This window comes from Yoonia sp. D2-7, assembly GCF_055809435.1.
On the sequence record NZ_JBVVTX010000003.1, the window covers coordinates 1 to 25,750 of the forward strand.

General features: G+C 52.6%; 25 protein-coding genes and 1 pseudogene. 17 read left to right on the forward strand and 9 right to left on the reverse strand.

Annotated features, from left to right (window positions below; all coding sequences use genetic code 11):
* From AC0L7R_RS18030 to AC0L7R_RS18075, 10 genes are all read left to right on the forward strand, one after another.
* Positions 1 to 662 (forward strand): polysaccharide biosynthesis protein (locus AC0L7R_RS18030; RefSeq protein ID WP_473660562.1); only part of this gene is annotated, 662 nt, incomplete at its 5' end.
* Between the two features lie 11 nt (positions 663 to 673).
* A complete protein-coding gene (neuB, locus tag AC0L7R_RS18035; RefSeq protein WP_473660564.1) occupies positions 674 to 1,693 on the forward strand; it encodes an N-acetylneuraminate synthase in 1,020 nt (339 codons plus the stop codon).
* On the forward strand, positions 1,683 to 2,321 hold the full coding sequence (locus AC0L7R_RS18040; protein WP_473660567.1) for a PglD-related sugar-binding protein: 639 nt from the start codon (positions 1,683 to 1,685) through the stop codon (positions 2,319 to 2,321). The genes neuB and AC0L7R_RS18040 overlap by 11 nt, the downstream gene beginning before the upstream one ends.
* Before the next feature lie 2 nt (positions 2,322 to 2,323).
* Positions 2,324 to 3,304 carry a Gfo/Idh/MocA family oxidoreductase gene (locus AC0L7R_RS18045; RefSeq protein WP_473660569.1) on the forward strand — a complete coding sequence of 327 codons (981 nt, stop codon included), beginning with the start codon at positions 2,324 to 2,326 and terminating at the stop codon, positions 3,302 to 3,304.
* Entirely contained in the window at positions 3,301 to 4,008 is a 708-nt protein-coding gene (locus tag AC0L7R_RS18050; protein ID WP_247129534.1) for an acylneuraminate cytidylyltransferase family protein, read from the forward strand. The genes AC0L7R_RS18045 and AC0L7R_RS18050 overlap by 4 nt, the downstream gene beginning before the upstream one ends.
* A complete protein-coding gene (locus tag AC0L7R_RS18055) occupies positions 3,998 to 4,780 on the forward strand; it encodes an SDR family oxidoreductase (protein WP_473660571.1) in 783 nt (260 codons plus the stop codon). Before AC0L7R_RS18050 ends, AC0L7R_RS18055 begins: the two co-directional genes overlap by 11 nt.
* Positions 4,774 to 5,724 carry a Gfo/Idh/MocA family oxidoreductase gene (locus AC0L7R_RS18060; RefSeq protein WP_473660573.1) on the forward strand — a complete coding sequence of 317 codons (951 nt, stop codon included), beginning with the start codon at positions 4,774 to 4,776 and terminating at the stop codon, positions 5,722 to 5,724. The genes AC0L7R_RS18055 and AC0L7R_RS18060 overlap by 7 nt, the downstream gene beginning before the upstream one ends.
* Positions 5,725 to 5,746: 22 nt before the next feature.
* Positions 5,747 to 6,727, forward strand: a complete 981-nt coding sequence (locus AC0L7R_RS18065) for a Gfo/Idh/MocA family oxidoreductase (RefSeq protein ID WP_473660576.1) — start codon at positions 5,747 to 5,749, stop codon at positions 6,725 to 6,727.
* Positions 6,724 to 7,647 carry a GDSL-type esterase/lipase family protein gene (locus tag AC0L7R_RS18070; RefSeq protein WP_473660578.1) on the forward strand — a complete coding sequence of 308 codons (924 nt, stop codon included), beginning with the start codon at positions 6,724 to 6,726 and terminating at the stop codon, positions 7,645 to 7,647. The genes AC0L7R_RS18065 and AC0L7R_RS18070 overlap by 4 nt, the downstream gene beginning before the upstream one ends.
* A complete protein-coding gene (locus AC0L7R_RS18075) occupies positions 7,644 to 8,852 on the forward strand; it encodes a glycosyltransferase (RefSeq protein WP_247129538.1) in 1,209 nt (402 codons plus the stop codon). Before AC0L7R_RS18070 ends, AC0L7R_RS18075 begins: the two co-directional genes overlap by 4 nt.
* Here AC0L7R_RS18075 and AC0L7R_RS18080 read toward each other — a convergent pair.
* Positions 8,832 to 9,899, reverse strand: a complete 1,068-nt coding sequence (locus AC0L7R_RS18080; RefSeq protein WP_473660580.1) for a polysialyltransferase family glycosyltransferase — start codon at positions 9,897 to 9,899, stop codon at positions 8,832 to 8,834. The genes AC0L7R_RS18075 and AC0L7R_RS18080 overlap by 21 nt on opposite strands.
* 90 nt (positions 9,900 to 9,989) lie before the next feature.
* On the opposite strand from AC0L7R_RS18080, the gene AC0L7R_RS18085 reads away from it, so the two are divergent.
* A complete protein-coding gene (locus AC0L7R_RS18085) occupies positions 9,990 to 10,724 on the forward strand; it encodes a glycosyltransferase (RefSeq protein WP_473660583.1) in 735 nt (244 codons plus the stop codon).
* A 31-nt stretch (positions 10,725 to 10,755) separates the two neighbouring features.
* Here AC0L7R_RS18085 and AC0L7R_RS18090 read toward each other — a convergent pair whose 3' ends face one another.
* Both AC0L7R_RS18090 and AC0L7R_RS18095 read right to left on the reverse strand, forming a co-directional pair.
* Complete coding sequence (locus AC0L7R_RS18090) at positions 10,756 to 11,415, reverse strand: ATP-binding cassette domain-containing protein (RefSeq protein WP_473660585.1); 660 nt, start codon at positions 11,413 to 11,415, stop codon at positions 10,756 to 10,758.
* Position 11,416: 1 nt separating this feature from the next.
* Complete coding sequence (locus AC0L7R_RS18095) at positions 11,417 to 12,646, reverse strand: KpsE/RkpR family capsule polysaccharide export protein (protein ID WP_473660587.1); 1,230 nt, start codon at positions 12,644 to 12,646, stop codon at positions 11,417 to 11,419.
* A gap of 99 nt (positions 12,647 to 12,745) precedes the next feature.
* Here AC0L7R_RS18095 and AC0L7R_RS18100 point away from each other — a divergent pair, with 99 nt between their 5' ends.
* Positions 12,746 to 13,555: an ABC transporter permease gene (locus AC0L7R_RS18100; RefSeq protein ID WP_473660589.1), complete on the forward strand. Its 810-nt coding sequence runs from the start codon at positions 12,746 to 12,748 to the stop codon at positions 13,553 to 13,555.
* Positions 13,556 to 13,598: 43 nt separating this feature from the next.
* Here AC0L7R_RS18100 and AC0L7R_RS18105 read toward each other — a convergent pair whose 3' ends face one another.
* From AC0L7R_RS18105 to AC0L7R_RS18115, 3 genes and pseudogenes are all read right to left on the reverse strand, one after another.
* Positions 13,599 to 14,210, reverse strand: a complete 612-nt coding sequence (locus tag AC0L7R_RS18105; protein WP_473660591.1) for a sugar transferase — start codon at positions 14,208 to 14,210, stop codon at positions 13,599 to 13,601.
* Positions 14,207 to 14,380, reverse strand: coding sequence for a hypothetical protein (locus AC0L7R_RS18110; RefSeq protein ID WP_247129545.1), 174 nt, complete (start codon positions 14,378 to 14,380; stop codon positions 14,207 to 14,209). The genes AC0L7R_RS18105 and AC0L7R_RS18110 overlap by 4 nt, the downstream gene beginning before the upstream one ends.
* Before the next feature lie 189 nt (positions 14,381 to 14,569).
* Positions 14,570 to 15,043, reverse strand: a pseudogene (locus AC0L7R_RS18115) (NAD-dependent epimerase/dehydratase family protein); the annotation flags it as partial.
* Positions 15,044 to 15,341: 298 nt separating this feature from the next.
* Here AC0L7R_RS18115 and AC0L7R_RS18120 point away from each other — a divergent pair.
* Positions 15,342 to 17,228, forward strand: coding sequence for a polysaccharide biosynthesis protein (locus tag AC0L7R_RS18120; protein WP_473660593.1), 1,887 nt, complete (start codon positions 15,342 to 15,344; stop codon positions 17,226 to 17,228).
* Between the two features lie 21 nt (positions 17,229 to 17,249).
* On the opposite strand, the gene AC0L7R_RS18125 is transcribed toward AC0L7R_RS18120, so the two are convergent.
* The gene (locus tag AC0L7R_RS18125) at positions 17,250 to 18,359 is read right to left on the reverse strand and encodes a polysaccharide biosynthesis/export family protein (protein ID WP_473660595.1); all 1,110 of its coding nucleotides are present in this window, start codon (positions 18,357 to 18,359) and stop codon (positions 17,250 to 17,252) included.
* A gap of 140 nt (positions 18,360 to 18,499) precedes the next feature.
* Between AC0L7R_RS18125 and AC0L7R_RS18130 the strand changes: the two genes are divergently transcribed.
* Positions 18,500 to 19,252, forward strand: coding sequence for a metallophosphoesterase (locus AC0L7R_RS18130; protein WP_473660597.1), 753 nt, complete (start codon positions 18,500 to 18,502; stop codon positions 19,250 to 19,252).
* A gap of 33 nt (positions 19,253 to 19,285) precedes the next feature.
* On the forward strand, positions 19,286 to 20,302 hold the full coding sequence (gene galE, locus AC0L7R_RS18135; protein ID WP_473660599.1) for a UDP-glucose 4-epimerase GalE: 1,017 nt from the start codon (positions 19,286 to 19,288) through the stop codon (positions 20,300 to 20,302).
* 44 nt (positions 20,303 to 20,346) lie between these two features.
* On the opposite strand, the gene AC0L7R_RS18140 is transcribed toward galE, so the two are convergent.
* Together AC0L7R_RS18140 and AC0L7R_RS18145 are read right to left on the reverse strand one after the other, a co-directional pair.
* Positions 20,347 to 21,006: a hypothetical protein gene (locus AC0L7R_RS18140; protein ID WP_473660602.1), complete on the reverse strand. Its 660-nt coding sequence runs from the start codon at positions 21,004 to 21,006 to the stop codon at positions 20,347 to 20,349.
* Between the two features lie 119 nt (positions 21,007 to 21,125).
* Complete coding sequence (locus AC0L7R_RS18145) at positions 21,126 to 22,235, reverse strand: glycosyltransferase family 61 protein (RefSeq protein WP_247129551.1); 1,110 nt, start codon at positions 22,233 to 22,235, stop codon at positions 21,126 to 21,128.
* Positions 22,236 to 22,431: 196 nt separating this feature from the next.
* Here AC0L7R_RS18145 and AC0L7R_RS18150 point away from each other — a divergent pair, with 196 nt between their 5' ends.
* The gene (locus AC0L7R_RS18150) at positions 22,432 to 24,387 is read left to right on the forward strand and encodes a glycosyltransferase family 2 protein (RefSeq protein WP_473660605.1); all 1,956 of its coding nucleotides are present in this window, start codon (positions 22,432 to 22,434) and stop codon (positions 24,385 to 24,387) included.
* Entirely contained in the window at positions 24,384 to 25,721 is a 1,338-nt protein-coding gene (locus tag AC0L7R_RS18155; protein ID WP_473660607.1) for a GSCFA domain-containing protein, read from the forward strand. Before AC0L7R_RS18150 ends, AC0L7R_RS18155 begins: the two co-directional genes overlap by 4 nt.
* Positions 25,722 to 25,750 lie beyond the last annotated feature (29 nt).

Sequence of the window (25,750 nt, forward strand, 5' to 3'; positions counted from 1 at the left end):
CGGATCTTGCTTGGTCACAAAACACTGAAATCACGTCCGCTCGTTTTGCCAACGTTGCTATGTCAAATGGCTCGTTGTTACAAAGTTGGCAACTACGTCAGGCCGCAGGACAACCAATGGCATGTCCCGAAGGGTGTCGGCGTTTCTTTGTGTCTTTGGCAGAGTCCGGGCATTTATGCACACTTGCGGCGTTTCTAGGGCCCGATCGTAGCGTTGTCATTCCTGACCTAAATCCTGCAGACCATCTGGTTTTACTTCAAGATGTGGCCGCCTGGTACTTGGATGCTCAAGGACTTAAGCCGTGGTTCACCTATAACGAAGACGAAGCAAGAGCATCGGTCGCCGCATGCAGAACCCGGAACGAATGGCCGGTGTTGCTTACCCCTCTCGATACGGCCGGAGAGAAGCCCTACGAAGAATTCGTGGGAGTAGGCGAAAGTGTTCAGTCGACAAAACTTTCAACACTCAACAGTGTGGCATACCTTCCGCCAGCAGATGATCGCGTGTTCCCAGTTTTCGTAGAGAAATTACGAGTCTTTTTGACTCAAAACCAAACGTCCCCTTTGACGGAAACAATCCTCAAGGACGCCATTGCGGAAGTCGAACCGGCCTTTGCAAAGAGCCACCGCACTAGCGAGAAATCGCTGGATGCCCGCGTTTAGGAAACGAACCCATGCGCCAGCCTTGCTACGTCATTGCCGAAATCGGCGTAAACCATAATGGGTCGCTTGACCTCGCTCGCCAAATGATTGACGCGGCCGTTGACGCAAAAGCTGATGCAGTCAAATTTCAAACATTCAGAGCTGAAGATTTGGTGACCGCTTCGGCGCAAAAGGCCGACTACCAACGGGCAAATACCCACAACAACGACAGCCAATTCTCAATGTTAAAATCGCTAGAGCTTTCATCCAGCGATTTCGAAACGTTAGCACAATACTGTCAAAGCAAGGAGATCGAATTTCTTTCGACTCCATTTAGTATGGATGCTGTCGACCTTTTGGCCGAAATAGGCGTTGACCGTTACAAGGTTAGTTCGGGCGATTTGACGTACCTTGGGTTGCTGACCCATATTGCGCGAAAAGGTAAACCCGTCATCTTGTCGACAGGTATGGGAACTCTGTCAGAGGTTGAAGCGGCCGTCGCAGCGATTACGGCAAGCGGCAATACACAACTTTCACTGTTGCACTGTGTCTCGAACTACCCGGCCTCTCCGGACGACTGCAATCTTGCGGCGATAGACACGATGGCTCAAGCGTTCCAGATTCCAGTTGGCTGGTCCGACCACAGTATTGGGTCGGCTATTTCATGGGCCGCAGTTGCCCGTGGGGCGACTATTATTGAAAAGCACATCACCACGGATCAAGCTTTACCTGGACCTGACCAAAAGGCCTCTATGGAGCCTGCAGAATTCAAGTCATTTGTGGCCGGAATTCGAATGATTGAAAGCGCGATTGGAACCGGAATAAAAGCCCCAACCGCGGCCGAGAAACGTACTGCCTTGGCAGGACGGCGGTCGATTACTTCGTCGCGCGCGTTGACGCGTGGGACTGTTTTGACGGATGAATGCATCAAGATCGTCCGTCCTGGGACAGGACTCGCACCGGGCCACTTGCCGCTTGTTTTGGGCTGCGCTTTGACACGCGATATCGATGTAGATACGCCGATAACCACTGACGACATTCATGCGAGATAAGCCATTGGTGATCATAGGGGGCGGCGGGCACGCCTGTGTAGTAGCAGAGGCAGCAGTCTTGTCGGGGTGGACCATAATCGGGCATATTGCACCCGAAGCCGGATCCGACCCGCTTTTAGGGGTATGGCTCGGCGACGACGAGAAATTGATCGAAATAGTAGACAAGCATATCTCACTCGCGATTGGCATTGGGTTTGTCACCTCAAGAGGTGCTCAGATCCGTGCAGGGATCATGTCGCAAATTCCTGTAGATTGCTTAGCTACTATCACTCATCCTAACGCGACAGTCTCTCCCTCGTCCCGCGTTGATCCGGGAGTATTCGTTGCTGCCGGTGCGATTATCGGGACCGGTGCTCGCCTTGACGTCGGCGTTTTGGTTAACAGCGCTGCTGTTGTTGAACACCATTGCCATATAGGGCGTAACTCTCATGTTGCCACCGGCGCGCATATAACAGGCGCTGTCACAACAGGCTGTGATGTCCTTATTGGTGCCGGAGCAGTTGTGCGCCAAGGTCTGTCTATTGGCGATGCTGCAGTTATTGGCGCGGGTTCGGTTTTGCTTAAAAACGCTACTGTAGGGACCGTCTGGATTGGTCATCCCGCACGTCAGATTGAGCTGGAAACTTGATTGTGGACTCTATTTTGATAATTGGGTTGGGTTCGATTGGCCGGCGACATCTACGCAATGCGGCAACTCGGTTTCCGAATGCAAAACTAACGGTCTTGCGCCACCGTCAGGAACCTGATCTGGAAGCGGAAAACCTTGGGGCTACCATTATATCTGATCCTGATGAGGCGTTCGGACAGGAATTTGACATGGTCGTTCTGGCAACTCCTTCCGCAAATCACATCGATATTTTACCCGACCTTATTGCGCGTGGTTATAACCTATTGGTCGAGAAACCGGTTGTCTCAGCGGTCGCTGATTGTGATACAATCATTCAGTCCTTAAAGACCGCACCCGCTGCCACCCGCACGGCGGGTTTTAATTTTCGATACCTTCCATCATTGCAAAAGGCTAAGGATGCAATCGATACTGGCACACTCGGCCGGCCGGCGCGAGCGAATTTTACTGCCGGATTGTGGTTGCCTGATTGGCGACCGACGCAAGACTATCGAACCTGCTATTCCGCAGATGCGGCTCGTGGTGGCGGTGTCGAGTTGGATCTTGTCCACGAAATAGATGTCGCACGTTGGTTCTTTGGAGAATTGAAGCTGGAACATGCGCATTGCGCCCGCTTAAGTAATTTGGAAATAAACGCCAATGACACCGCACTGATGACACTATCGGGACAAGGTGGTGCACCGTTAATCCACGTCGCATTAGATTATGTGTCACGCCAAAGAGTGCGCCACTATGAAATCATTGGCGACGAAACAGGGCTTCAATGGGATCTTTCAGGGCATCTTAATCGCCTGACACCTAATAGTATTGAGACCGTGACGGTGCAAAACGCCGATTTCGATGTGCCACAAACCTATTTATCCATGTTTGATCGGATCGCGAGCGCTATCCAGGGTAATGCGGAACCGCACCTTCAAACACTTGAAGACGGAATCGCAAGTACACGACTAGCCTTGCAAGCACGAGACCAAGGAACATTAATATGACGACAGTTTGTACGATTTGCGCGCGCGGGGGATCCAAAGGTGTCCCGCGTAAGAACGTTCGGGACTTAATGGGTAAACCCTTGATTGTTCACAGTATAGAGCAAGCACAAAGCTGCCCCCAAATTGATGCTGTTTATGTGTCCACCGATGATGATGAAATCGCACAAGTTGCACGTGATGCCGGTGCTATCGTACCTTTCAAAAGACCCGAGTCTCTCGCAACATCGGAGGCTGGAAAATTACCGGTTATCATCCACCTTGTTGAAGAAATCATTGCCTCTGGCGTAGAAGTCACAAAAATCATTGACCTTGATCCGACTTCGCCACTGCGAACTATAGAGGATATTACTGCAGCGTTTGAATTGCTGGATAACGAAACAGACGCCGTCATTACAGGTTATGTCGCAGACAAGAACCCCTATTTCAATATGGTCGAACCGCAATCTGACGGAAATATACGGTTGGTGAAAAAAATCGAAGGTAACATCGTTTCACGACAAGTCGCACCAGACGTCTATTCTATGAACGCCTCAATCTACGTTTGGCACGAACACACCCTTGCTCTTGGTTTGTGGGAAGGACGTACGCGCTTGCATGTCATGCCACACGAACGTTCAGTCGATATCGACAATGAAATCGATTTCAAATTAGTCGAGCTTCTCATGCGCGAAGAACACGAAAGGAACATCAAAAATGGCCAATAGCACCAAGACAATTGTTTTGACCGGAGGCGGTGGATTCTTGGGAACTGCTATGACCAAAAAACTCACGTCAGATGGGCATCGCGTTGCGGTCGTTGACCGTGATTTAGCCACAGCAACTCTCTCTGCAAATGGAGCGGACCCCAACGGATTGGGCCGCGCTTATAGTTGTGACGTGTCGGATCGGGATGCGTTAGTGGATCTAAAGAAGGCCGTCGAAAATGACTTTGGGGAAGTCGATGTTTTGATCTGCGGAGCCGCAACAAAGTCTGACAATTTCTTCGAACCATTTGAGACGTTCCCACTCGAAGACTGGGACTATGTCATGCGGGTAAACCTGACCGGACCCGCTATGTGCGCGCAGGTATTTGGTGGGCCCATGGCTGTTAGAGGCAATGGAGCAATCGTGAATATCTTGTCGATCTACGGCGTTGCCGCGCCCGACCAGCGCATCTATGACGGCGCGCTTTATGAGGGACATAAAATTAACACCCCTGCAATTTACTCGGCGTCAAAAGCAGGTCTCTGGGGTCTCACAAAATATTTGGCAAGCTATTGGGGTGATCAAGGTGTCAGGGTCAATGCTGTGACACCCGGGGGCATTTTTAGCGGCCAGAATGACAAATTCGTCGATAATTATTCCGCCAGAACCATGGTTGGAAGAATGGGAGAGCCGCACGAAATCGCTGATGCCGTCGCATACCTCGCATCCGATCAGTCAAGCTATGTCACGGGACAAAACCTTATTGTAGATGGAGGGCTCACGGCATGGTGAAACAGATTTTGCTTTGCGGATGTGGGAACATCGGATTTCGCCATTTGCAGGCGATGTCCACGATGAAGACATCGGCGCATATTACAATTGTCGAGCCGTTTCATGCTGCCCACGAACGGATTTCCGATTTCATATCAAGCCAGGCAGCAAGTGACAAACATGGCTATTCGCTGGTCGCAGAAGTCCCTGCCAGCCCGCAAGCGTTTGATCTCGTGGTCATTGCGACCAATGCCGACACGCGGCAGGCTGCCTTCGAAAACATTATCGCACATCACAGTGTAGGCGTCGTCATTTTCGAGAAAATTCTATTCCAATCTGTCCAAGCTATTGATGTAGTACAGGCCGCTTTGAAGACACACAAAATTCGTGGATTTGTAAACTGCGGGCGGCGGGGATTTGATAGCTATCATGCGCTGTTTGATGAACTGTCCAAAAACCAACCAACCAACGTCAGCGTCACAGGTGGCGCATTCGGTTTGGCTTCTAACGCCGTTCACTTTTTGGATTTAGTCGAGTTTTTGAACCAATCAGGTTTGGCGACCGTCGATTTGTCCAACCTTCAACCCAATGCCGTTGAAAGTAAGCGTGCCGGGTTTTACGAGATTTTTGGTACGCTTAAAGCAACGCTGGAAAATGGTGCGGAACTGTCTGTCAACTGCGAAGACACTGATACTATGCATATCAGCATTTTGGTGCAGAACGGCGAAACAAACTATGAGATTAACGAGTTGAAGGGGACTATGACACGGGAAGGACGTATTGATCCTTTCGAAATTAAATACGTCTCTGGCATGCCTCATCTCTATGACCAAGCCTTAGAAACCGGAGATCCGGGCCTCACGCCATATGCTGACTCTGCAAACCAACACCGTCTTTACTTGCAAGCGATGTGCAAGTACCTAGGTCTGCCCGCAGCAGATGAAACTCTGTGTCCGATTAGTTAAACCAAGCGACGAAAGCCCTGATATGTCTGACCAATCTAGCGTTCTTTTAATCGGTGCTGGCGGCATGGCCGTGGCCTATGCAAACGTTCTGAAGGCAATGGACATTGTTCCCGTTGTTCTCGGACGTGGGACAGCCTCTGCTGAGAAATTCGCAGCGGAAACCGGGATCACGGCTCAAACCGGTGTTCTGGGCGAACAACTTGCGAATATTCCCACGGATGTTGCCGCGATTGTAACAGTAAATGCCCATGCTTTGGCCGAGGTCACAGGTCAACTGATCGATCACGGAATCAAACGGATATTGGTCGAGAAACCGGCTGCGTTGGATGTCGCCGAAATGTCTGTTTTACTTGCCAAGGCTCAGGCCGCAAAAGCAGAAGTTTACGTTGGCTACAATCGGCGGTTCTTAAGTTCAGTCACCGAAGCTGACCGCATCATATCCGAAGATGGTGGATTGGTGAGCCTGAGGTTTGATTTCTCTGAACCGGCACGTCGCATTGGCGCGTTGGGCAAGCACCCTCGGGAATTAGACACCTGGTTTTACGGAAACTCCACGCATGTCATCGATCTGGCATTTCACTTCTTTGGCGCACCAGACGCATTGGAAGCCCGTATCGCCGGGCAAGATGGCGTTGGTTGGCACCCCGACGCGGGTGTTTTCGTAGGCTTTGGCCATCGCGCAGATCAAGCGACGATTGCATGGCACGCCAATTGGGTTTCCCCTGGGCGTTGGGGCATGGAAGTTCTGACGAAGGAACGCCGCCTGATCCTACAGCCATTGGAAAAGCTCAGGGTTCAAACCCATGACAGTTTTGCTGAGGTGGAAATTGCACTCGACGACGAGGATGATCAGCGCTTCAAGCCTGGTGTATTGCGCCAAACCCGGGCGTTTCTAACCGGGCAAGACAAAGACCGCCTCGTTACGCTTGAGCATCACGCCGCGAACATGGACTTCTACGAAGCGATCCGGACCGGCCGTAGCTTTAGAAAGACGGATATATGACAGAAGACCAAGTATCAGTCGTCCGCGCCACAATTGAAGCTGCCTTCGAAGCTGCGCAAGCAAATGAACTGCAGATCGCGGTTCAACAGTTTGCTCTGTCACGAGCCCAAGCTCTTAATCTGGTTGATACTGATAAGCTTAAGGCTGCAATTTCGCGCGAACACGCAACATATGCGCGTGAACGTACTATGTATCGGGATTTTTATCCTCCAAAGACTGATACCTCCCGCCATGTGTTGATCATGGGTGATAGCCTTGGGCTTCCGCGTCCCAACGACAACAACGGAGAAAAGAAGGGTGCGGAGCGCACCTATACGGGTCGAATATACGAAAAATATCCTGACAGGTCTGTCACGAGTATGTGCCAACGCTTCTTTACGACGACGGAAGTCAGAAACCTGCTGTTTGAAAATGCGGATTTGGGACGGGACTCAGATTTTCTGCTTCATGTTGGTCTGAACGACTGTGCCAATCGGATGTTTTTGGAAAATGAACGCATTGCATTGTCGTTTCTTGATCCCGACACCAGAAACCGTTTGATCGAATTTTCGCGCAAGTATCGTCGCGATATTATCATTCGGTTACCGCCGCACCATTACGTGCCACCAACGCAATTCCGCGATAACCTAAGCGCGATCGTCAGTATGCTACGATCCCGGAATGCAGGGCGGATCATTCTCACGACAATTATTCTTCCCCCCGCCAAATCATGGCCAGGGACACCGTCAATGAACCGCAATTTCGCAGCGTATAATCTGGATATCATGAATACAGTGTACGACTATGGGATCGACTTAATGGATTTTGATCGCCACATCTGGCAGGCTCAAAATCGGCAAGTCCTCTTGCCCGACGGGATGCATCTGACTGATGCTGGGCACCAGCTTTTTGCGGACAAATGTGATCCGTTTCTAAGATGACATCCACACCGTTACGGGTCTGTTTTGTCATCCAAAAGCTTTTGGGTCTATCTGGCGGTGCAGAACGGGTGTTCGTTGAAACCGCTCAAGCAATGGCCGCACGCGGGATAGATGTAGAGATTCTAATCTATGATAACGGCGCAGGTCGTGCCATGTATGAGACGAACAGTATCGTTGTTAAGAACCTGTTTCCGTTCAGGCGTCCGAATCTCGACACACCGCGCACTAACAACACCCCATCGTCCATCAAGAAGCTCCCCCATGGGCACATCATGGGACATGTGAAATGGGGCCTGACGCACGAATTGTTTATCCGTACACTACGACGCCACTTACAACGGCACCCGCCCGATGTGGTCGTGGGCTTTTTGCCGCCTGCCATTACGGCCTGCGTTCGTGCCGCGGCACCTTTGAGCATTCCCGTCATTGCTTCTATTCATAACTTGCCTGAGCAGGACTTTGGAAACAGCATCCGCTGGGATCAAAATCCCATCTACCGGCGCCGTGCTAAGAAGGCTTTAACCGACGCTGATGCTGTTACGGTACTATTGGAAGATTTTAGGGATTGGTTTCCGGCACAGCAACAACCGTACATCCACGTTATCCCGAATGCAGTTGCACGGGTTTCGCCACAGGATGATCCCCGCCCAACTCGCCAAAAAACTATACTTGCGGTCGGAAGACTAACTGATGTGAAACGCTTTGATCTTTTGGTTGATGCGTGGACTTTGTTACACACAGATTTTCCAGACTGGCAGGTCAAAATATACGGTGAGGGACCAAATCATAACGCCCTGAATTCCCAGATTTCGGCCAGCAAACTTGGGTCTTCTATCCAACTTTGCGGAACGACGCCCCAGCTTGGGCCTATCTATGATCAGGCATCTATATTCTGCCATCCAGCGGCCTTCGAGGGATTCGGGCTTGTCGTTGCAGAAGCGATGGCGCACGGACTACCCGTTGTCGGTTTCGAGCACTGCACAGGGGTCAATACACTGATCCAAGACGGCATTAACGGACAGCTTGTCGGCGGCAGTGCAAAAGAGCTGTCCGATGGGTTGCGGCGCTATATTGAAAACCCCAAAAACCGCCAAAATGCCGGCAAAGCCGCCCTATCTATTGGTGAAACGTACGCACCTGAAATAATTTACACTCAATGGGAAACGTTATTGCGAGAGCTTTCTCTAAAGAGACAAGTTTTTTAATGCGGATGGCCAGTCCTGCATCAATGCTTTGCAACCTGCGGCGGTGAAAGCGTCAGGCAGCATCAGTTGCTGAACACGTTCTGCCAGCAGAAATTCACCTTCGACCAAAGACGCTGAACACAGCGCCACAGCTAAATCAAACCGAGGCAGACGCAACGCAGGCCAAAGTTCGATGGGAAAACTCGCTTGCACGGTCTTGGCATCTTCCAAAGCAAAGGAAGTGTCGGTCGGGTGATGTTTCACATAGACCTGATACCCCTGTTTCTTAAGATGTATCGCGATGTGTGTGTAAATCTGCCTTTTCTCGGTTTCCGAAGATAACCCGATCTTATCTAATGGTTGCGTCAATATCAGCGCTGCTGGCCCGTTTTGAGTATCTATCACTGGTGGATTAGGTAAAAATACCGCCGCCAATCGACAAACTTGATCGGGCTTTAAGCTTTCATAAACTTCGGTAAACCCATGTTGACGCGCTTTAACTCGCACCCGTTCAGGTAACCGGCCGGGATTAGTAACTTCGATAGCATCCACCCAGGGTTCTTCTCCCCATGTTTGCTCGCGCCATGACAATCCACAAAGCGCCCGCGTCACCGCTTTCAACCCCGACACTGGATGCGTCACATAATTGTTTAGGCCCGCCTCACGCATCACCAAATAGTCACAGCTTGCCCTTATTGGTTTGGATGTAAAAAATCCCGGATGGTAAATATACCCCGTCGTAAAACGACGTCCACCTAACATAGGCAATTTCCAACCAGTCGCGCGCGTCCCACTCGGGCGCAAATTGCGCCTCAGGATATCAGGAAAAGAGGCGGGAAATCCGGAGAAATGCGCAATCTCGGCCGCATCTGTCGAAAAAAGAACTCTGATTCTTCGCTCAAACACAGCCAATCGGGACTTCATGGCAGCATCTAAAGGTACGTCATCTTCAAGATAAACAACAACGGCACGGACATCACGTCCAAGGGCATCTGCTAATGCAAAAAACAAATGACGAGGGTTATTACAAAGATGTAATTCTACCCCTTTTCCATCTGTCTTTGTCATTTTTTTTTCCATGCACTAAAAGTAGTTGCGTCCGCTTACCGCGAGGCACACACAACCGTCAACGCCGGCACGAAAGGAGCGCGCGCGCCAATGCCAACCGTCTCAATTTTGATGCCTGCCTACAATGCTAGCACAACGATTGGCTCTGCCATTGCCTCAGTTCAGTCTCAAACTGAAACAGATTGGACCCTACACGTCATTGATGACTTATCCGATGATGATACCTTCTCGATTGTGAACGCATTGGCCATGAAAGACCCCCGTATTCAGCTGTCGCGCAACCCAGGCCCCCGCGGAGCGGCCTATGCTCGCAATCATGGACTGGACCAAGCGCAGGGGCGCTACATTGCGTTTCTCGATGCTGATGACCTGTGGAAGCCTAGCAAACTAACACGACAAATTGCACTTCTACGCCAAACAGGTGCCGTCTTAAGTTACTGCGGCTTTACCCGAAGGCGCCATGGGCACCCGGACATACATGTGCAGGTGCCAGAAAAATTAGATTATGAGACACTATTAAGGGGAAACATTATCGGATGCCTTACCGCAATCTATGATACTGAGTGCTGCGGTAAGATCCCCATGCCGTTGATCCACCGGCGTCATGATTTTGCATTGTGGTTAAAAATTTTGAACCATCATGGACCTGCGTACGGTATAAATGAACCATTAGCAGTTTTGCGTATGTCAGCGACATCTCTTTCCGCCAATAAAGTGAAAGCAACCTATGGAACATGGCGTATGTACCGCGATATCATAGGGTTATCGATAATAGCCTCAACTGCAAATCTGTGCCGCCATCTATTTCAAAGGATGTTCCGCTGAATCGCTATGGCATGCAAAGAATTTTGATAGCTTAGCCTTTGGCCATTTGGCTCTCGTATGTGGCAATACCTTCTTCAAGATTGTCGTAATATGTCAGACGCCCATTTTCCAAGATGGCCGCAGCGTCACACATTTTTCTTATCTGTGGGAGCGAATGCGTCACCACGACGGATCCTGCAGTTTCCATACGTTGGTTAAACATATCAATACTGGTTTTACGAAAAGTAGCATCGCCGACAGATGTTACCTCGTCGACCAAGTATGTATCAAAGGCGATCCCCATAGAACATCCAAACGCGAGGCGGGATCGCATTCCAGAGGAATAAGTCATGATTGGCATATGATAGTGTCCGCCTAACTTTGCGAATGTCTCGACAAAGTCTGACAATTCATCAGTATCTACCCCGTAAATGCGTGCGATAAACCGGACATTCTGCGCACCCGTTAAATCGCGGTGAAACGATCCAGCAAAGCCCACAGGCCACGATATTGTCCCTGTTGATGCGATGCGCCCCGATGTTGGATCCATCGTCCCCGATATCATCCGTAGCAGCGTCGATTTACCGGCACCATTACGCCCCAACAAAGCAACTGATCGGCCCGTCGGGAATGTCACATTGATATTATCCGCCACCAACTTGCGCGATTTTTTAAGCACAAAAGTCTTAGTTAAGTTCTCGAAACGGATCATCCTAGCGACGATCCCTGAGCGAATATGACACCAAAACAAAGATCGACCATGCCAAAAACAAAAACACCCCCACCATAGCCAACAATTGAAGCCGTTGCGGATACTGCGCCCGCTCAGCAGATGTCGGAAGCACATGCGCGGCTAGATAGCGGCTTTGGCGCCTCGCATCTGCACTCGCCGCATCGTAGCCAGCCAAGGCACCAATATAAGCCTGTTCGGCAAATTCACGATCGACGGCCAAACGTTCAAACTCACCTACAAGATCAGCAAACACTTCACCGTCTTCGACGCCATTGCCGATACCCAGTTTGCGCCGTTCTTCTTGAATACGAGCTTCGATAACTGTGACGCGGCGTTCTGCTTGGTCGATGCGCGGATCTCCTGATCGCGTAGACCCCGTCAAAATATCGAGTTCAATTAATGCCTCGGCTTGCTGTGCTTGCAAATTTCCCAACAGTCCTGCCTGTGCCTGCATGTCAACAACGGGATCTACAATTTGGGTCCGGTTACGAAAAGCGGTCAACGCCGTGCGAGCAACTTTCAGGCGTTCAACGGCTGCTGCCAATTCATCTTGTGCATAGCCCAAAGCATCTTCACGCGCAGCATCGTTGAGCGCGTTAATCATATCAGAGCTTTCAGAGAATATCACTTCAGCGATTCGGGTCGCGTCCTGCGGAGCAAACGCGAGCGAGCGAATTTCAATAAGGCCTGACCCGCTATCATAATTGATCCGAACCATCCTGTTCCAGTGGCCAACAAGATCTTCAATTGTACCTGAAGGGTCATACGCAAAAACAGGATCATTTTCCGGTTTGGACCACAAAGCACCCAGGCCGAGCTGCCTGTCCACACGGGACACGAGCTCTTGGCTTTGAATGAACTCATACAAAATGTCTGTATCTGACGAACCTGAACCGGACAAAGCGCTAATGCCGCCGAGGAGTTCAATCGGCGATGTGGCGTCTTCTGTGCGCACAGAAAACGCGACTGTGGATGCGTATTGGTCAGCCGCACGTTCATAGAGATACCAACCCGCAAAACAGGTTGGCAAAATAACGAAGACAACAAAACTAACCAGTACCCCCCAATGCCGTTTTCTTACACGTGCAGGCTTGGCCGGAGAAGCCACCATTGGTGCTGCAGCTGCAGGCCGGCGGTTCACAGCTTTCAGCGGCGGCTTTGCTTTGGCCGCAACTGGCGCATTAGGTTTTGTGGGTTTGGGTTGGGTCAAAACCTCATCCTAACAGGCAATTGCTCATTTTTCGTTCTTAGTACATAAAAGCGGCCACAATGGCTAGCCATTGCACTCCACACCTAGAGGCCGACAACTGTGGTAATCCCCCCGCCTTTACAGCCCCGTTATGCGACACCACGGCGCCGATTTGCGAGCATACGCGCTATATTAGCTCTCATGTTACGAGAGATGGCAACGACTTACGGCCGCTCGCCAGGTGGGTATATCTGGGCGGTTCTAGAACCAATTGGTGCCATTGCACTTTTAACAATCATCTTCTCATTGGGGTTTAGGGACCCTCCCCTTGGTACCAACTTTCCTATTTTTTATGCAACGGGCATGGTTCCATTTCTTATGTTTATGGATATTTCATCCAAGACGGCGACATCTTTAACATTCTCGAAAGCGTTGCTCAGCTACCCATCCGTGACCTTCATAGATGCCCTCTTGGGAAGATTCATTTTGAACGTCATGACACAAATTCTAGTCGCCTATATTGTATTCATCGGCATCCTGTTGATCTTTGAAACACGTACTACACTCTACCTGCCATCAGTCGCTTTAAGCCTCACAATGGCTGCGGTTTTGGCGATTGGTGTTGGCAGCCTAAACTGCTTTTTGTTCACAATGTTCCCGATATGGGCTCGGATTTGGTCTGTTTTGACACGACCACTTTTCATCATTTCATGCACATTGTTTCTGTTTGATACAATCCCACAGCCCTTTAGGGACGTCCTGTGGTACAACCCGCTAGTGCAAGTGGTTGGGCAAATGCGCAGTGGGTTCTATCCCAACTATGATGCTCATTATGTCAATCTACCTTATGTATTTGGCATCGGGCTAGTGCTGATGCTGATCGGTCTTTTGTTTTTGCGGCGCTATCATCGGGACCTTCTATACAAATGAACCACAGCAACCTTTCCAGCGCCGCCTACGGCAACTGGCCAGCTTACCTGCGGCGCAAGACCCGCGTTGCAGTTTCCCAAATCAGGGCTAAATCAAAACAAAAACTTTGATGACGCTGATAAATCAGATCAAGGATCGCTTTACGTGGTACGCACCGAGTACGGTAAACGTGATCAGTTTGGGCTGCAGTTGTGGTCTTAGCAAGCAGCATTTCTTCATGCGCATGGAACCGCAACGACGCAAGTCCTGTGATACCCGGACGGTTTCGAAGCACCTGAGCATATAGCGTTGGAAAGTCTTCGACATAAATACGTAGTGGTGGACGGGGGCCAACAAATGACATCTGACCGCGCAATACATTGAGCAATTGCGGAACTTCGTCAAAACGACTTTTCCGCAATGCTTTGTAGATCGGAGAAATCCGCCCTTCTTTGTCGCCCCCTGTGACGCCTGTGTTCCCAGCCGACGCCCGCATGGTACGTAACTTGATTAAAGCAAAGGCTCTGTCGGGTGTCATCATGCGCTCTGATACATAAAACAAGGGCCTGCCCTCGATTAACAAGAGTACCAGTAAGAGCATCACAAACGGAACAAACAGCAAAACACTTAATACAAGCGCCAGAATCACATCCAAGAGGCGTTTGGACCACGTCATGCCTGCCATCCCGTCGCCCGAACCTCTGCCATGATTGCAATCGGATCGGCGTCCGGCATCGCAATCAGGTGTTGTAGCTTAGTCAAATCCATATCCAACGCAGGAATGGCCGTGACGGGGGCCGGTTGCCAGTTCCACGTCGCACCGGCTGCTGTCAATAAATCAGCCATCGCGACGAGCCTAGGTTGAGCAAGGTTCAAAATTGGTGCCTTAATAGGCCCTAGAGCCAGGAGATCAACGCAGGCGCGCGCCAATGTCAAAGGTCCAATCATCATACGACGGGGTCCCTGCCCGTCACTAAATTGATCCAACTTGACTGGCCCGTGTCGCACAGCCCGCAAGAGTGCATCCGCCCCAATGACATTTCCAATCCGCAAACTCGTCACATTTGGATTATGCGTGATGGCCTGTTCTGCAGCCAGCTTAGCGCGGCCGTAGTCGGTTTGCGGTTGGCAGGGGGTTGTTTCCCTCAGAGCGCCCTGCTGAACTCCATAAACAGCTTGACTTGAAGCAAATAAAACAGGCGCACCCCGTGCAACCGCCACCGCAGCATGAGCCAAGTCTGTATTGAAGTGAATATCTGGGCCACGTGTAATTCCTGATAGACAGATGACAGCCGTTGGGGTGATATCTGGCAAAGGACCATGCAAATTATCCCACACACAAATTTGACCTCCATTTGTGTCCGGGCTCCGCATCTGCCATATCGGCGAAACTCCGAAATCAAGCAATCCTTTCATCCAAAGCTTGCGCCACATCTGACCAACTTGACCACTGGCTCCCAAAATGAGTAGCCCAGACCGTCGCGATCCGGATAAAATGGCAGAGGGCATAAGGGCTATGTTCAAACAAATAAGACAGCTAGGATCAGCCCTCCAAAAATACGCTCAGGATCAGCCTTGTCAATTAAGACCATTCCCCTGCTTACCATGCGTCAACAAAAACAACGGCGCAGCATAGTGTTCCACAGACCACCGTGACTTACGCAGACTGCGTAATACGTCCTTAACCTTGCCAAAAGACCTTTGTTTACGCTAGGCAAACCACCTGATCAGCTGTTACTAAAGTAGCTTGGAGATATAAATGTATCGATTTGTTAGCAGGCTTCCACGCTCCGCCAAATGGGTGATTATGCTTGCTTTAGATACGCTGCTTGCTCCCATTGCGCTACTGCTTGGCTTTGCCCTATTCCACAATGGATTTTCTCTTGAGCAGACCCCACTCTTTTCTGTACGTGCGATTTTACTCATTATGCTGATTTCGGGCCTGTTGGCCGTTGTAATGGATATTTACAGAATTCAACTAAAGGCTTATGAAAATAGGGCCATCGGCCTATCGGCAATTCATGCAATTGCCTTGGGACTGTCTGCAATCACGCTTGATGGTTTAACGGGACACAACAATCCAGTTTCTGGGTTTATCATATTCGCAATTATCTTCTTTTTGTTGGCTGTCGTGAGCCGCTTGGCTTTGTTACAAGTCCTGCTCAGCGTTTACCGTGACAAAGACACGAAGCAATCGCGGGTCCTGATTTATGGCGCCGGCCCGACGGGGCGGCAATTAGCGGCCGCGCTGCGGATGGACGACACGATCATTCCTGTAGCGTTCATAGATGATAACACCACACTGCAGGGCAGTATTGTACAAGGATTGCGTGTCTACTCTCCAGAGAAAGTCCGCAAGTTACAACGCACCCGGCAAGTAGACCGGGTGCTGCTCGCGATGCCTTCAATCGGCCGACCACGGATGTTGGAACTGACTAAGCAATTCAATTCATGGGACTTGGACGTACAAGCGCTGCCGTCCTTTGCACAGCTTGCACGGGGCACAACACTTGTTGGACAATTGACTACTGTCGCCCCCGGACAGTTCCTAGGACGACCCGCATTTGAAGACGATATGCTGGACGGAATAGCCACCTACCGCGACCGCTGCGTGTTTATCACAGGCGCTGGTGGGTCAATTGGGTCTGAACTGTGTCGGCAGGTGCTCGATTACAAACCTCGCTGTTTGGTTCTCCTCGAGATGAGCGAACTCGCATTGTACGAAATCGATAAAGAACTGCGGGAACAGCAGAACAATGAAACCGCAATCGAAATTGTTCCGTTCCTCGGTTCCGTCATGGATGCCCCTCTAATGCGACAGATCATGGAGCGGCACAGCGTCGAGATCGTGCTGCACGCCGCTGCCTACAAACATGTGCCTCTGGTTGAACGTAACGCCATTGTAGGCGTCAGCAACAACGTCTTTGGCACACAAACTTTGGCTATAGCTGCGGCTGAAGCGGGCGTAGCTCAGTTTATCCTTATTTCCAGCGACAAGGCCGTACGTCCAACCAATGCAATGGGTGCATCCAAACGGCTTGCCGAAATCCTGATTCAGGATCTGGCAAACCGCACGGCTCAGATAGGTCAGGGCAAAACGATCTTTTCGATGGTCCGCTTTGGCAATGTTTTGGGGTCATCGGGATCCGTCGTGCCCCTGTTCCAAGACCAAATCCGCAAAGGTGGTCCTATCACCCTGACGCATCGCGACGTGACGCGATACTTTATGACCATTCCTGAAGCGTCACGGCTAGTGTTGGCCGCAGGTGCGTTGGCCGTGGGGGGCGACGTGTTTGTGTTGGATATGGGCGATCCGGTACTAATCTACGACCTTGCGCGCCAGATGATCGAAGCCGCAGGATACACTCCACGTGATGTTAACAATCCAAACGGTGACATCGACATTGTCATGACCGGGTTACGCCCGGGTGAAAAACTATATGAAGAACTCCTCATCGGCACCGAAAGTCGACCAACCATGCATCCCAAAATTGTGCGCGCGCGCGAACCGCAATTAAGCGAAATTGAAGTCGCGGCAGTCCTTAAAGCCGTTCGATCCGCAATCAATACATTGGATGAAGACGCTTTACGGAATGCGTTAACTCAGTGGATAGAGCAGATTAGGATGACAAATCCACCGACGGTCTTACCAGTACAATCAACAGATACGTCGACGAAACCGGCATCACTTTAAAGGGGTTTCATCCCCCCGTCATCATAGCGCCGACGCCACACCCAATGTTGCGCCAAACAACGCCAGAATGCTGCGGGCCGATGTGACCGGGCTTTCGGTGCCGTAGATCAGATCGCCGGGCATCACTTCGAATGATTTGGCGCTGAACAGACCGTCAGCAGACGTCAAATCAAGCGTAAACACGACCCACGGTTTTGACGGACCGTTCTGCCCTATTGCCCGATGTGGATAGGTGCGCAGGATCAAAATGCCTTCAGCATTGGCGCGGTCTTCGGCCAAGCCGCCGATAATGGCCAAAGCGTCCAATGCGCTGACCTGATCATCGGGGAACAGATGCTGGGCTTGGGTACCCGTCGCACCCAGCGACAGGAACATCCGGTCTTCTTCTTCGACAATCACACGGTCGCGGCCCTGCAAAGTCGTGTCCAGCGCAGGGTTCGCAAACAGCCGTTCGACGGATGTGCTATAGATCCGTTCGCCGCGAAACAGTTTGATCTGCGGATTCACCAAACCGGAATCGATACCGCCGCCCTCGGACAGCAGCGATAGAACGCCATAAGACCGATCCGGCAAAGGATACCGCCCCGGCGCGCGGACACCCGATACAAGGTTCACCGTCTTGCCTTGGCCTGGCGTCATACTCAGCTGCACTTGGGCCGACGGGCTGGTGTTCAGCAGTTTTGTCTCGATCCGCGACCTTGCCGCGGCAGCCGTCAGACCTGTAACACTGACATCGCCAACAAAAGGCAGGAAAATCTCGCCGTTTGGCGCGACTTCAAGATTCTCAAGTTGCGTCACACGTTGCCCTGCCCCCACCAGCAACGAATTCTCGGCTGCATCCCAGATCGTAATCGACAACACATCACCCGCCGCAATTACCGGCGCCCCTACCCCCGCAGATCGGTTCAGCCATCCGTGCCGCGCAGGGCCCACGCGGGGCCAGCTTTGTAACACAGCCAAACGGTCGCGCGTCACAGGTTCAACGGCAAAATCATATTGGGCGTCGGCGTCATGGGTCGCGACTTCAGATGCGGCCAAAACTTCGGACTGGAAACCGGCACCCCGCGGGGCATTGCAACCCGTCAGCACAGCGCAAAGGCAAAGCGCCGTAAACCCGCGAAAAGATAGCATGAAGTGGTCCCCCTGCTGGCTGTCCAGCACCGGCGAAAATACTGCCCCCCCCGTGGGTGTCAATCACCCCTTGGGGTAAGGGACAAAACCGCTTAGGTTTGCCCGACACCGATTGACACAAAACGAACCCAAAGGCCCTTATGTCTTTTCTGAAACGTCTTTTTGGCGGCAATGCGCCACCACGCTTTGATACGCCTGTTACCCCTGACAGCCCTGCTTTCATTATCGGTGATCTACATGGATGTAAGCCTCAGTTGATGACGCTCTTGGCGAAGATGGACGCCCTTGATCCGGATGCACCGCGTGTTTTTGTCGGCGATTACGTAGATCGCGGCGAGGACAGCGCAGGCGTGCTGCGCACATTGTTCGAAATCAAAAATGATCCGCAAGTGACCTGCCTTATCGGGAACCACGAAGACATGATGTTGGGGTTCTTGGATAAACCAGAGACCAAAGGCCAGCGCTGGCTGCGCTATGGCGGGCTGCAAACGCTCGCGAGCTTTGGCATCGGTGGGGTTACCAATAGCAGCGAAGGCGCAGCCCTGATCACCGCTCGTGATGCGCTTTTGGATGCAATGGGGGCGGATATGCATGACTGGCTGCGCAATTTGCCTGCGACATGGAAAACCGGCAATCTGACCGTGGTTCATGCGGGTGCAGATCCGGTCACACCGCTTGCATTACAACCTGACAAAACCTTCAAATGGGGGCACAGGGATTTTGCAACGACACTGCGCACCGATGGCATATGGGTCGCCCATGGCCATACGATCGTGGATGCGGCAAACAGCGATGGCGGCAAGATCGCCGTGGACACAGGCGCCTATGCGACGGGCATTTTGACGGCGGCTTATGTGACCCAAGGGGATGTCACATTCGTGCAAACCCGCTAAAGACCTGATCAGATTTCAAAGAAGGCTATTGTTATGCGCGTATTGGTCACTGGTGGTGCCGGTTATATCGGGTCTCACACTTTGGTGGAACTTTTAGGTCAGGCCCATGCGGTTTGCGTACTCGATAACTACGATAATGCATCACCAGAGGTCCTGACCCGCGTCCGCGCCCTGACCAACGGACCGATCACCGCGTTTGAAGGCGACGTGCGCGACGGCACCATGCTGGACGACGTCATGTCTGATTTCAAACCGGACGTTGTGATCCATTTTGCGGGCCTCAAGGCGGTTGGGGATTCCATGACCGACCCGCTGGGCTATTACGACGTGAATGTGCGCGGCACGCTGCAATTGCTCGCCGCGATGAACCGCCACAATGTGCGCCGGATCATCTTTTCATCCTCCGCCACGGTCTACGGTGAACCTGTCTACCTGCCCTACGACGAAGCGCACCCCACCAATCCGACATCCGTCTACGGGCGGACCAAATTGATGTCCGAGCAGATCATCAGCGATTGGGCCGCGACCCACGCGGATGCATCCGCCGTGTTGCTGCGCTATTTCAATCCGGTGGGGGCACATGCCTCGACCCAGATCGGTGAACACCCCGACGGCGTGCCCAATAACCTGATGCCGTTCATCGCACAGGTGGCTGTGGGCACACGCGCCGAGCTGCAAGTCTTCGGGGATGATTACGACACACCTGACGGGACCGGCCTGCGCGATTACATCCATGTGGTCGATCTGGCGCGGGCGCATGTGGCAGCCGTTGATTACAGCCAAACTGCGACTGGTGCGCGGGTGTTTAACGTCGGCACAGGCACCAGCTATTCGGTACACGACATGGTCTCGGCCTTCGCCAAAGCATGCGGTCGCGATATCCCTTGCGTGATCAAACCACGCAGAGCCGGTGATATCGCCGCGATGCAGGCCAATGCACAACGGGCCAATTCAGAACTAGGATGGACTGCCACCCATACCCTTGATGATATGGCGCGCAGCACATGGGACTGGCAATCCGCAAATCCTAATGGATACGAAGACAGCTAGGCACACCACCTGCGTGACGCCATGATTGTTCGTTGAAAAACCGTCTAGCGTTCCGCGATAAACCCGCCGTCAAAGTTTTGATCGACGCCACCCACACTGACACCGCCCAAAGCGTTGCCACCAATGGCGTTATAGGCTCCACCTAGAAAATCGCCTTCCAGCTGCACCCCAAAATCAAGGGCATTGTCTGCCGTATCGGTCAGAACGCCAGCCACATTAACCCGCACCACAGTCGCATCACTTGCCGGATTACCATCGCGGTCCAACATGCCACCGCTGACCGCCAGCGATCCCGTCAAATCTGCGTCTTCGCTATCGACAAAATCATCGGCACTGCCGGTAAAAGACGCACCACCAGCGGTAAAGCTGGCCGTCAGGGTCAAAGACCCGATCACGCTATCGGTAATATCATCCGCTTCATTCGACAGGTTGCCGAACAGATACCCGTCATAGCTGGCCGCACCTGTTGTCGGGATCGTCGCAAGATCGGTGTAAACGGGCGGATTGGTCGGGGCCCATGTATTCAACAATGCTTGCGCTGACGCACGCTGGCCATTGGTGCTGGTATCATCGGGTGTTGTCGTGTCCGGCACATCAGGGATCGCCACATCATCAACCGGATCAGAACCACCCCCGCCGCCACAGGCCGCAAGGCCGGACAACATCACACAGGCCATCGCTGGCCGCAAAAAAGCAAAAGTCATCATAACGCCCTTGTTCCAAAGCAGTCGGCCATGAATGCGGTCAAACTCTGGCTTTTTAGCGAAAAGTGCAGACCACGCGGGATGATCTACACCTATGATGTTGCTATTCGCTTAAGGCGTTAGGGTTTGACGTAGCGCTTGAAGCCGACCTTTTGGGCCACAGCCAGTTCTGCGATCAATTCATCCAGATCAGTCTCAGAGAATGGCGCCCAACGTTCGCCCCCCGCGATAAACCCGCCTTCAAGCAGACGGTCATACAGGATGCCAAAATCAACCTCGCCAAAGGACACACGGCTTGGACGGTTATCCGTTTCTGGAATCCAGTTCTGTTTCAGCGCTGAAATCGTTGTGGTCTCGATGCCTTGGAACGCTTTCAGCTGGCGTGCGAAAATCTCGTCCAGATCACCAGCGCGGCGTGCAATACAGGCCACCTTCTGGTTCGCATCGCAAACCAAAGCCGCCATATGCAGCGGTGATCCGTCGATCGAAATGATATGCGTCGCCGCCTTATAGGCCGCGATCTGTTCTTCGAAATTGTGCTTTTGCGGATGAAACGCGGTGTAACCTTCGGCCTCTAACAACGCCTCAAGCCGTTTTTCACCCAACAAAGACCCGCGTGCAGGTGGCAAAGCCGACCGCGATACGTAGATCTTTTTCTCGCCTTGGGGGGCCACGCCTTTGCCGCCTTTGGATTTGATCCAATCGCGGAATTCAGGTGCACCTTCGATCATCTCGAACATGCCAAAGCCCTGTTGTGGGACATAGAGCGTTTCAACGCGGGTCGGATCTTCGATGTTGATGACAGGGACATCCACGCCCAGCATTTCGATCAGCGGACGGAACACACCGACCACATGCTGCGGACGGTTCTGGAATTTCGGCACAAAGGCGATCCCGTCAATCTTCCCCTTCAGGTGATCCACAGCCCAGAACCGGCAAATGCTTTCCACAAGAAAATGGCCAAAGTGACCGAACAAAGGCCCCGCGAACATATAAGACCCCTCTAGGGTCTGGATGTCCTCGGCGGCAGGCATCGGTGGTTCCAGATTGATCTGGTTGGTGTTGCGCCATGTGATCGAATTTTCAACAAACGCCCCGTCTGCATCCAGCACGCCCGATTTCTGCACCGACCTATTTTGATCGCCCTTTGGCGGGGGCACCACCAATGCGCCTTTCAAGCAGACGGTGTTATCAACAATCGGATCAGCAAGAGAAGGTGCAGTGAACATGAACGGGCCTGTTTTATCGTTTACGGCTTCCCCGATAACCTGCTCGGGGTATCAAAGCAATGAACCGCACGCACGTGGCATATCTATGGCGGCCTGTAGAATTCCCGTACAGCGCCGTTTGCTTGCGCCATATCCACGCCCTCTTTAGGGTTTAGACATAGGAAAAGCCGCATTCAGACGGACAGAGCAGATGACCATGACGACCACACTTATTGCGACAGCCCGCAACGAAGGCCCGTTTCTTTTGGAATGGGTGGCCTACCACCGTGCCATCGGGTTTGACCGGATCATCGTGCTGTCCGACATCAGCGAAGACGGGTCCGAGGTGTTGCTCGATGCGTTGGACGCTGTGGGTGCGGTCACCCATATCCCGAAATCGGCACTGACATCCGCCCCCGGAAACGGGCATCGCAACCGCGCCTATGCCTACGCACTGGCCTTGCCCGAGGTCCAAGCATCCGACTGGGTCATGGTGCTGGATATCGACGAATTCCTGAACGTGCATGCAGGCGACGGCACGGTTAGCGATCTGTTGGGCGAAATGATCGATCTGGGCGACACCGATGTAATCAGCCCGAACTGGCGCATCTTTGGCAATGCGGGTCACGCGCTTTATGCGGATCAGCCGATCATGACGACCCTGACACGCGCAAACCCCGAAACGCCCGTGCTGCATGACAAACACCTTGGCATCAAATCCATGTTCCGCCCCGGTCCTGTGACCCGCATCGGACCGCACCGCCCGCAATTGAATGGCCAGCACACCGGCGGCCAGCTACCCACCGTCTGGCGTAACGGGTCGGGCGATGATGTGACCGACAGGTTGTTGATCAAAGGTTGGTCGGTGAATGCCAAAACACGCGGGAGCGCGCTTGCGCAAATCAATCATTATATGGTCCGGTCAAACGCTGTTTTTGCTCTGCATAATCTGATTGATCCACCACTGGGGGGCGAACAAAGCCCGTTGTCGATGGCTGATCATAGCGTATTCAACACCAATCAGGTGGAAGACACATCCATCACCCGTTGGAGCAAAGCCACTGCCCGCGAAGTCAAACGCCTGCGCGGTGATGCCGCCGTTGATCAAGCGCACACAGACAGCGTTGCAGCGTTTCAGAAGCTGATTGGCCAGATGCAGATCAACGCCGCCAAAGATGCGACCGACCCGATCAATGCCCTGCTTTCGCCCGAAAAAACCCGCGCAATCATGCAGGCGCAACTGCCCAAACCAGAGACTGATGACGATGATGACAGCGTCATGCAACTGGTGGACCCCGACGATATCGCGCCACGCTGGCTGGCTGATTTGCGCAGGTCCGATCACCGCCGCGGCTGGTATTATTCGGACGAAAAATTCGCGCTGCAAATGACCTATCGCAGCACAGACACCCTAATCGTATCCTTCGACAACCTGTCATCGGTCAAGGAACCGTCGCTTGCCCGCGAAACATGGGGCTATCCGTTCTACCGCTCTGAAGGCTGGTCGCACTTGGGCGTCATGGCGTTCGAGAAGAACTGGTTCCGCGACGAGGCCCTGTTCAATTTCATCGAAGGCCAAGCCAAATCGGGTCTGTTCAAGCGTTTCCGCCGCGTCGTGATGACCGGCACCTCAATGGGGGCCTATGCGGCAACGGCGTTTTCATCCCTTGCACCGGGCTGCACCGTGATGGCGTTTTCGCCGCAATCGACATTGGATAAAAAACTGGTGCCGTGGGAAGAACGGTTCGGGTCGGGACGCAAACAGGATTGGTCAGGCCGCTACCGCGATGCGCCGGACTGTTGCGGGCAAGCAAAAGACGTCTTCATCATCTACGATCCGTATTTTGAACCGGACCGTCTGCATGCGGAACGCTACCAAGGCTGCAATATCCACCATCTGAAAAGCTGGTATTCCTCGCATAAATCAGCGCTCTTCATGCGCCGTGCCGATATGCTGAAAGGTGTGATGCAGGCCGCTGTTGCGGGCGAAATGACCCCGCATTTGTACTATCAGATGTTCCGGTCGCGCCGTGATCTGCCGTGGTATTATCACGGGCTGGCCGATCACGCGATTAAGGCGGGGCACAAAGGTCTGGCTGGCACCATGGCGGGTTATCTGGCCAAAAACGGGCGTCCCGCGATTGCCAAATCGATTGAGGCCCGCATCAAATGACCGATAAACCCCTGTCCAGCATTTCGGCCGTCGACGCCTACGCCAACGCCAAAGCGAACAAACTACGCAGCTACCCGTCCCCTGATCGGGGCGGTGACAGATTATACCCGCTGGCAAGCCCGTCTGCCAAACCATCGTTCACGATGAAACCCACCGACTCTGTGTTCACCATCGGGTCCTGTTTTGCGCGCAACGTGGAATCCGCCTTGTTAGAGACGGGTATGAAAGTCACCAGCAACGAAAATCAGCTGGGCGTGGTCGGCGACAGTCTTGGGTTCACGCCGAATTTCTTCAACAAATACTCGATCCATTCGATCTATAACGACCTGAAATGGGCGTTTGAACGCGACACCTACCCCGGCGATGACATCATCTACCCGATGCACAAAGACGGGCTGTATGCCGATATGCAGCTTGGCATGTCGAAGCTGGAATTTCCGATGGATGATATCCGCGATTTCCGCACGCGGTATTTGGATGTGATGGCACGGGCCAAAGACGCGGATGTCGTGATCATCACGCTGGGCTATGTGGAAACGTGGTATGACAATAAACTCGGGCTGTACCTGAACACATCCCCGCCACAGCCGCTGATCAAAGCGGAACCAGACCGGTTTGAATTCCGCGTGCTGTCTTACAATGACATTCTGGGTGCGCTGCACGACGTTCATGCACTGCTGCTAAAACACCGGACAAAGCCGCTGAAAATGCTGGTCACGGTCAGCCCTGTGCCGCTGCTGTCCACCTTCCGCGATGTGGATGTGCTGGTGGCCAATACATACTCTAAATCAGTGCAAAGGGCCGCAATCGACGAATTCATCCGCGATGCGGAAGGCGTGGATTACTTCCCGTCTTATGAATTTGTGATCCTGTCGAACCCTGAACTGGCATGGTCGCGCGGCGATTACCGCCATGTATCCCCCGATCTGGTCGCCCGCATCATGTCCAACGTGGTGACCCAATATGTCGAAGGGGCCGAAGACCAGACAATGACCGTGGGCGCGCTGCAAGGGTCTGCCCGCATGCTCTATAAGATCGAAGACTACGCAGGCATCAAAGCCCTGCACGCCAAACATCCGGACGTTTTCGCAAGCGACGCAGATTTGCTGGTCATGCTCGGCAATGCCCACACAAAAACCCGCGACATAGAGACTGCTTTTGGGCTGTTCGCGCAGGCCCACACGCTGGCCCCCGAAAAAGCGGCCCCTATTGAACGCCTGATCACACTGTGCCGCCCGATGCGTGATCCTGAACAGGCCCAGCGGCTGATGGTCCGCCACGAACAACTGTTCCCCAAACGGGGAAACTTCCGCAAGAATGCCACTTTTTGGTAGGGGCTGAACGCGTTACACAGCCCGTAAAT